The organism is Corallococcus sp. 4LFB (assembly GCF_046520365.1).
In the GTDB taxonomy this organism is placed as follows: Bacteria; Myxococcota; Myxococcia; order Myxococcales; family Myxococcaceae; genus Corallococcus; species Corallococcus caeni.
Map to the genome: position 1 here is coordinate 1 of NZ_JBKGHJ010000457.1, position 6,744 is coordinate 6,744.

Annotated in this window: 2 protein-coding genes and 1 pseudogene; 2 read left to right on the forward strand and 1 reads right to left on the reverse strand. The window is 71.8% G+C overall.

The genetic code is table 11. The features are described from left to right. The first annotated feature begins 113 nt into the window (after positions 1 to 113). Positions 114 to 2,084 (forward strand): CARDB domain-containing protein, encoded by a 1,971-nt coding sequence (locus ACLEQD_RS33850; protein ID WP_410389739.1) that lies wholly within the window; start codon positions 114 to 116, stop codon positions 2,082 to 2,084. 494 nt (positions 2,085 to 2,578) lie between these two features. Then, positions 2,579 to 6,439 (forward strand): CARDB domain-containing protein, encoded by a 3,861-nt coding sequence (locus ACLEQD_RS33855; protein WP_410389741.1) that lies wholly within the window; start codon positions 2,579 to 2,581, stop codon positions 6,437 to 6,439. A gap of 90 nt (positions 6,440 to 6,529) precedes the next feature. On the opposite strand, the pseudogene ACLEQD_RS33860 reads toward ACLEQD_RS33855, so the two are convergent. Beyond that, a pseudogene (locus tag ACLEQD_RS33860) lies at positions 6,530 to 6,744 on the reverse strand (capsular biosynthesis protein CpsI); the annotation flags it as partial.

A 6,744-nucleotide genomic window follows, 5' to 3' on the forward strand; every position in this document is an offset into this window, starting at 1 on the left:
CCTCCCGCCGCGACGCCCGGCGCCCCGCTGTACCTGGGCGCCCTCGTGGACGGGGCGAACCAGGTGATGGAGCTGCGCGAGGACAACAACGCGTTCGTGCAGGCCGCGTGGGCGTGGGCTACGGACCGGACCTCACCGTCCGCGCCGTGACGGGCCCCGCGAGCGTGCGCCCGGGCGACCCGCTCCAGGCGAAGGTGACGGTGTGCAACACGGGCACCGCGTCGTCCAACCCGGCCGACGTGATGGTGCTCCTGTCCACGGCGCCGTCGCTGGCGGCCCGGGGGCCGGGCCCCCGCCCCTACACGGAGGCGCCGGTGGGGAACTTCAGCGTGCCCGCGCTGGCGACCGGCCAGTGCACCACCGGCACCGTGCAGGGCTCCGCCACCCCTCCGCCCATGAGCCCTCCCGAGCAGCCCCTGTACCTGGGCGCCGTCGTGGACATGCCGAACCAGGTGATGGAGCTGCGCGAGGACAACAACACGCGCGCGGACACGCTCGTGGGCGTGGGCTACGGACCGGACCTCACCGTCGTCACGCTGGACGCCCCCACCAACGCGCCGCTCTCCGGGCCGTTCACGGTGTCCGCGAAGGTCTGCAACGTGGGCACGACGCGGTCCTCCGACGTGCCCATGGAGGTGTACGTCACGAATGAGCCGTCGCTGAGCGTCGTCGCGGGCCCGCCGCCCATGTCCCGCATTCCGATGGGCACGCTCACCGTGCCGGCGCTGGAGCCGCGCGAGTGCGTCACCCGCCTGTTGAACGGCACCCCCAACGTGCCGGGCGGGACGGTCATGCCGAACCCGACGCTGTACGTGGGCGCCATCGTGGATCCGATGGCGTCGTTCCAGGAGCTGCGCGAGGACAACAACGTGTCCCCGCTGTCCCGCTTCGGCCTGGGGTCCGGCCCGGACCTCGTCGTGCGCACGCTGACGGCGCCCGCGAGCCTCAAGTCCTCCACCTCGTTCTGGACGGACGTGAAGGTCTGCAACGAGGGCAACGACTTCGCGCCGCCCTCGACGGTGGGCCTCTTCCTGTCCACCACGCCCACCGTGACGCCGCCCGTGCAGGGCCCGCCGCCGCCGTCCCAGGTGCAGGTGGGCACGGTGGAGGTGTCGTCGCTGTCGCCGGGCGCCTGCGCGCTGTACCCGAAGACGGTGTACGCCGTCCTCCCGCCGGAGGCCTCGCCGACGCAGCCGCTGTACCTGGTGGCCCAGGCGGACGTGAACCAGCAGCAGGTGGAGCTGCGCGAGGACAACAACCCGCGCGTCGCCGGCCCCATCACCGTGGGCAATGGCCCGGACCTCGTGGTGACGGACGTCACCGGCCCCGCCAGCGCCATCCCCAACGGTCCCCTCACCCTCACCGTAACGGTCTGCAACGTGGGCACCGATGCGGCGGGGCCCTCGCAGGTGATGGGCGTCCTGACCCAGGAGGAGACGCTGTCCACGGTGTTCCCGCCTCCGCCGTATGCGGAGTCCCCCGTCGGCGGGGCCTCCCTGCCTCCGCTCGCCGTGGGCCAGTGCGTGTCCACGCCCGTGAGCGGCTCCGCGTCCGCGGCGCCCACCGCGGACCCCAGCACGCCCCGCCTCCTGGGGGCCCGCGTGGACCCCGCCAACCAGGTGGTGGAGCTGCGCGAGGACAACAACACCCGCGTGACGTCGCGGATCGTCGTGGCCAGCGGCCCGGACCTGGTGGTCCGCTCGGTGACGGCGCCCACGGGCCTACCGCAGTACAGCGCCTTCACCGCGCAGGTGCAGGTCTGCAACGAGGGCAACATGTCCCTGTACGGCTCCGTGCCGCTGGACCTGGTCATCTCCACGGAGACGGCCCTCTACACGCCCGGGCAGGGCCAGCCGCCGTTCACCCAGGTCCAGCTGCCCGTGGGCGGCGTCATGGTGTCCTCGCTGGACGTGGGCCAGTGCACCACGCTGCCGGTGCAGGGCTCCCTGGTCCGGCCCCCCGCGGCCACGCCCGGACAGCCCCTCTACCTGGGCGCCCTCGTCGACGCGCCGAACGCGCTGCTGGAGGTGCGTGAGGACAACAACGCGCTGACGATGGCGACGTCCATCGGGCAGGCCCAGTAAGGGATTCGCACTCGGCATTCCCAATTCCTTGGCATGGAATTGCCGGCCGGGGTGCACCCGCACCCCGGCCGGTGTTTGTCTTTTCAAGTCCGCGCGCTTTCGTCGTGACTGGTTTGAATTTCATAGGGATTGCGCCGTTGAGGGACTCCCCTGGATGTCCCGTGGCGCCGAGCCGGGCCTGGCGGCCTGTGCTTCGAGGACTTCACCCATCCCCAAGGAGAACTCATGTCACGGCCATCGCCGTCATGGAGACGCGCGTGTCTGCTCATCGCGGGCACGCTCGTCGTCACCGGCTGCGGAAGCGAGGGCGCGTCGTCCGACGCGAAGCTCACCCGCGGTCAAAGCCATTCCCTGGACCAGGGAACGGACCTGGTCATCACCCGGCTCGACGCGCCCCAGAGCGTCCGCCAGGGGGACCCCTCACCGTCACCGCGCAGGTCTGCAACCGGGGTGACACCGGCGCCTTCCCCTACGGCGGGCCCACGCTCCTGCAGGTGTACCTGTCCACGACCCCCACGCAGCAGGTGCCCGCGCCGGATAGCCCGCCCACCTCCGAGCAGGTCACCGTGGGCGAGGTGGACGTGGGGCCGGTGGACCCCGGAGCGTGCGTCACGAGCACCGTGTCCGGATATGCGATGTCCCCTCCCAGCCAGACGCCCACCACCGCCCTCTACCTGGGGGCCAGCGTCGACACCGGCCAGCAGGTGCAGGAGCTGAACGAGACGAACAACGGCTTCGTCCGGGGCCTGATGGGCGTGGGCAACGGAGCGGATCTGGTGGTCACCGAGGTGAAGGCCCCCGCCAACGTCCGCGACGCCACGGGCTTCCTCGCGGACGTGCGCGTCTGCAACGTGGGGACCCAGGTCGCCTCGTCGACGCAGGCGGAGATCTTCCTCTCCACCCAGGCCACCTTGAGCATCCCGGGGCCCGGCTCGCCGTCTCTGTCGCAGGTGAAGGTGGGCGAGGCCTTCGTGCCTTTGCTCGATGCGGGCGGCTGCATCCTGGTCCGGGCGCAGGCCACCGCCCAGCGTCCCCCGGACGCCTACCTGCCCACGCAGCCGCTGTACGTGGGCGCCATCGTCGATGCCGCCGGGTACGAGCCTGAGCTGCGCGAGGACAACAACGCGTACGTCGCGGGCCGCATGGGCGTGGGCACCGGAGCCGACCTGGTGGTGACCGACGTGGTGGGGTCCTCCAGCTTCCGCCAGGGAGCCCAGGCCAGCACGTCCGCCACGGTGTGCAACGTGGGCACGGAGTTCAGCTCGCAGGCGACCGTCGCGGTGCGCCTGGCCACCCAGCCGTCGCTGACCCCGGCCCCGCAGAACCCGTCGCCCACCACCGAGACCGACCTCGGCGCCACGCAGACGCTGATGGGGCTGGACGCCGGCCAGTGCACCACGGTGAAGCTCTCCGGCACGTCGTTCGCGCCTTCCAGCTGGCAGCCGGGCGCGCCGCTGTACCTGGGCGCGACCGTGTCGGGCTCACCGTACGAACCGGAGCTGCGCGAGGACAACAACACCTTCGTGAAGGGACTGGTGGGCCTGGGCAACGGCCCCGACCTGGTGGTGCGGTCGCTGAAGGCGCCCGCCAACGTCGCGCCCTACGGTTCGTTCCCCGTCGAAGCGCGGGTCTGCAACGTGGGCACCGAATACGTGGGCGGCTCCACCCACCTGGAGCTGTTCCTCTCCACGCAGGACGCGGTGGACTTCCCGACGCAGCTCTGGCCGACGTCCACGCGGACCCAGGTCCCCGTGGGCGGCACGACTGTGTCGTTCCTGGAGGCCGGTCAGTGCACGACGGTGCCGGTGAACGCCCACGCGTCGCTGCCCTCGGATGCCCGGCCAGGCCAGGCCCTGTTCCTGGGCGCGGCCATCGACACGGACCGGATGACCCAGGAGCTGCGGGAGGACAACAACGTCTTCACCCAGGGCCGGGTGGGCGTGGGAACGGCCCCGGACCTCGTCGTCACCGACGTGGAGGCGCCCGCGAACCTCCGGGACGGCCAGTCCTTCACCGCCAGCTACACGGTCTGCAACGTGGGGCTCGACCCCGTGCCCGACCACGGCGTCTCGCTGTTCCTCTCCCTGGACGCGGCGCCCCCGGTGCTGGAGCCCTCGCAGTACACCAACCCCGTGCCCGGCTACGGCTTCCAGGGCCACGTGACGTCGTCCGCGCCCCTGAATCCCCGGCAGTGCGTCACGCGCAGCGCCACCTTCCAGGCCATGCGCCCGTACCCGGCGGGCCCTGCGCTCATCCCCGAGACCTGGAACCTGAGCGCGGTCGTCACCACCCAGGCGCAGGAGACGCGCGTGGACAACAACGGCTTCGCCGCGGGGCTGGTGGGCATGGGCAACGGGCCCGACCTCGTCGTCGCGGAGCTCCAGGGACCCGCCAGCGCGCGGCAGAACGAGACATTCACCACCCGGGTGAAGGTCTGCAACGTGGGGACGCAGGCGATGAACAACACGGTCCCCGTGGAGGTCTACCTGAGCACGGAGGACGTCCTGCAGGCGCCGTCCTCGCAGGGGGGCCCGCCTCCGTCCAATGACACCCGGTCGTTCGTGGGCCTGCTGGACGTGCCCCCGTTGGACGCGGGAGCGTGCCTCACGCAGGACCTCAGCGGCCAGGCGACGCGGCCGTACAGCGCTCCTCCGTCGCAGCCGCTGTACCTGGGCGCCATCGTCGACCCGTACGCCCTGATGCAGGAGCTGCGCGAGGACAACAACACCCGCGTGGCGGGCGTGATGAGCGTGGGCTCCGGTCCGGACCTGAGCATCACCTCCCTGGAGGCGCCGGACACCGTCGCGCCGTCGGAGTCGTTCGCCGCCAGCGCGCGCGTCTGCAACGTGGGCACCGAGCCCTCGAACTACGCCCAGGTCGTGTTCATCGTGTCCACGGACGAGACCTGGAACCTGCCGGCACAGGAGACTCCTGCGCCGTTCCCCGCTCCCAACCAGTTCATCCTGGCCGAGGGCACCGTGGGGGCGCTCCAGGCGGGCCAGTGCACGAACCTGACGCGGACGATGTCCTCCATGTTTCCGCCGGGAGCCTCCCCGGAGCAGCCCGTGTACCTGAGCGCCGTCGTGAACCCGAACCCGGGCCAGCCCGAGCTGCGCCATGACAACAACGTCCACGTCGGGAGACGGCTGGGCATTGGCAACGGGCCGGACCTGGTCGCCACGGCGTTGACGGCACCCTCCGGCGTGCTGCCCGGGCTGCCCTTCACCGCCACCGTCACGGTCTGCAACCAGGGCGCGCAGCCCACGTCGTCCGGAACGCGGGCGACGCTGCACCTGCTCACGACCCCCTCGCTGCCTCAGCCTTCGCCGGGGGCGCCTCCGCCGCCCTATGAAGAGCTGCTGGCGGACGTGTCCCTCCCGCAGGTGGGGGCGCACGCCTGTGTCACCTTCCCCGTGGAAGCCTTTGTCCACGGCGGTGGCCCGGGGATGGAGGGCCAGCTGTTCCACGTCGGCATCACCCTGGACCCGAACGCGACCCTGGGCGAGGTGCGCGAGGACAACAACACCTTCATCAGCCCGGAGCGCATGGCCGTGGGGGCCGCGCCGGACCTCGTCATCACCGCGATGGGGGGACCGGCCAGCGTCCAGCAATCCTCGGCGATGACGGTGCCCGTGACCGTCTGCAACCAGGGGACGATGCCCTCGATGTCGCGCACGGTGTCCATCGTCATCTCCACGGAGCCCACGCTGTCGCAGGCGCCGTGGTACGGCGGCTCCATCGAGTCGTCCCCCAGCGTGGCGCGGCTGGGGATCGTGGAGATTCCGGCCCTGCCCGTGAACGCGTGCGCCACGCGCGAGGAGAGCTTCCAGGTCGCCCTGCCGCAGGGGGCCTCGCCGTCCGCGGCCTTCTTCCTGGGCGCCGCGGTGGACGGCGCGGGGTACCTCGACGAGCTGCGCACGGACAACGACACCTTCGTGCGGGGCCGCATCGGCGTGGGCAACGCGCCGGACCTGGTCGTCACGCAGGTCACCGCGCCGTTCTCCGTGCGGAGGGGCGAGCTGTTCACCACGCAGGTGACGATCTGCAACCAGGGCACCAGCGACCTGGACTGGAGCAGCCAGGTGGAGCTGATCCTCTCCACGCAGTCCACGCTGAGCCTCCCCGGCGCCGGAACGCTCACCTCCCAGGTGTCCCTGGGCAGCCTGACCGTGGACGCGCTGGGCGCGCGGCAGTGCACGACGCGCTCGCTCAGCACGTCCGCGTATTCGCTGCCGGACGGCCAGGGCTCCGGGCTGTTCTACCTGGGCGCGCTGGTGGATTCGCAGCAGTCCGTGATGGAGCTGCGCGAGGACAACAACGCCTTCGTCGAAGGCTTCCTCGCGGTGCTGCCGTAGCCCCTTCACCCGGCACTTGAGGACGCGCGGGCGTCGGCCGGGGTCTTCACGAGCCCCGGGCGGCGCCCGCCGCCTTTTTCACGCACGGCTTCAGCGGGCGGTGCCCGTCCACTCGCGGTACCACGCCACCAGCCGGGCCACGCCCGCGTCCGCGGACACGCGCGGGCGGAAGCCCGTCTCCGCCTCCAGCCGCGAGGTGTCCGCCCAGGTGGAGCCCATCTCCGCGGGTTGCGCGGGCACGGACGTCACGCGGGCCTGCGCGCCCCAGTGCCGCTCAGCAGGCCCACGAAGTCCCCCAGCGCCAC